We start from the raw sequence: 1,590 nt of genomic DNA, 5'->3' as shown, positions 1-1,590 counted from the left end.
TTTTATATCTTTAAACCATAAAAAAGAAAATATTAAAATTTTAAAATAAATCCTTAAAAATATTTTTAATAAAAGATTTAATTAATTAAAAAATTAAGAAAAAAACAACTTATAAAAAAAAAAAAAATAAGAAAAACCTACAATAATATCTAAAAAACACAAAAAACAATAGAAAACTAAGAAAACAAAAAATATAAGAAATAATAAAACACAAAAAACAATAAAAAATCAAAGATAAAAATTAAAATAAATCTAAAATATTTAATAAAAAAAAGAAGAAAGAGAAAACTTAAAGGTAGTTTTCAGCTTTTTCTTGGAAAAATGCTTTTGGATGAGCACATACTGGGCATACTTCAGGAGGTTCTTCACCAATATAAATATGTCCACAATTAGCACAGATCCATACAATTTCTTTATCTTTTTTAAATACAGAACCGTTTTTTACATTTTCAAGTAATTGATTGTATCTTTCTTCGTGATGTTTTTCAATATCTGCAACTTTTTCAAATAAAAAAGCAATTTCATCAAAACCTTCTTCTTTAGCTTCTTCAGCAAAGGTTTTATACATTTCAGTCCATTCGTAATTTTCTCCAGCTGCAGCTTCTACAAGATTTTCTTCAGTGGATTTAATATCTCCACCACTTAATATTTTAAACCAAATTTTAGCATGTTCTTTTTCATTATTTGCAGTTTCTTCAAATAATTGGGAAATTTGTACATATCCATCTTTTTTTGCTTTACTTGCGAAATAAGTATACTTATTTCTTGCTTCAGATTCACCTGCAAAAGCAGTTTCTAAATTTTTTTCAGTTTTAGTACCTTTTAAATTAACCATAAAAAATACCTCCAATATTATATTAAATAGTATATACTCTAATATTATTAATATTTATCGAAATGAAGTTAAGTGTATAAAAAAATATACAAACGTTATATTTTTAGAAAAAATACTATATAAATAAATAAAATAATAAATTGAAAAATTATGAAAAATACTTAATTATTGGAAAATATTTAAACTAAAATTAAATAAAACACTAAAAAATCAAGAAAAAAATAAGACAATTTAAAAAAAAAAAATAAAATCAATACATAAACATGAATTTAGATTAAGATTATTGAAATATAAAATTAAAAAATAAAACTAAAAAAATTATTTAGAAGATTTTAATAAAACTTTGTTTATTTGACTATAAGCTGAAAATACAGTAAAAAGTAATTGGGCAATATAAACAATAGCAATTATCCATTTACCATATGAAACTTTTAATAATGCAAATATTAATATTACAAATACTATAAAAATTGCAATACCTTGAATTTTATTACCTAAATAAACAAGTCCAATACCAGGTAAACAAATGCTAATTAATTCAGCATTTTTACGATACATATTTGGATTTTTTGCGATTTTCTTTTCTTTATCATTTAGAATATCATAATTAATATCCAAATCATCATATGCTACATATCGATATTTATTTTTAGATTTATTATTATCCTTAGTGTTTTTAGAACTAATATTAAACACCTTTAAAATTTAAAATTAAAAAAATAACTTTTCATAATAATATATAATTTAAGCATACT

The 1,590-nt window shown here is 20.2% G+C and carries 2 protein-coding genes; both read right to left on the bottom strand.

Features of this window, described 5'->3' with window-relative positions; genetic code table 11:
- Positions 1-289: 289 nt before the first annotated feature.
- Entirely contained in the window at positions 290-835 is a 546-nt protein-coding gene (rbr, locus tag BGI41_RS08050; RefSeq protein WP_088540183.1) for a rubrerythrin, read from the bottom strand.
- 318 nt (positions 836-1,153) lie between these two features.
- Entirely contained in the window at positions 1,154-1,531 is a 378-nt protein-coding gene (locus tag BGI41_RS08615; RefSeq protein WP_088540182.1) for a hypothetical protein, read from the bottom strand.
- Positions 1,532-1,590 lie beyond the last annotated feature (59 nt).

The organism is Methanobrevibacter sp. 87.7 (genome assembly GCF_002208625.1).
Lineage (GTDB): Archaea > Methanobacteriota > Methanobacteria > Methanobacteriales > Methanobacteriaceae > Methanarmilla.
The sequence above is the reverse complement of the archived record's forward strand: the minus strand, read 5'-3'. Positions and strand labels throughout refer to the sequence as shown.

Excerpts from the sequence above, each read along its gene's own strand:
- rbr (WP_088540183.1), bottom strand. The coding sequence starts at position 835 with ATGGTTAATTTAAAAGGTACTAAAACTGAAAAAAATTTAGAAACTGCT.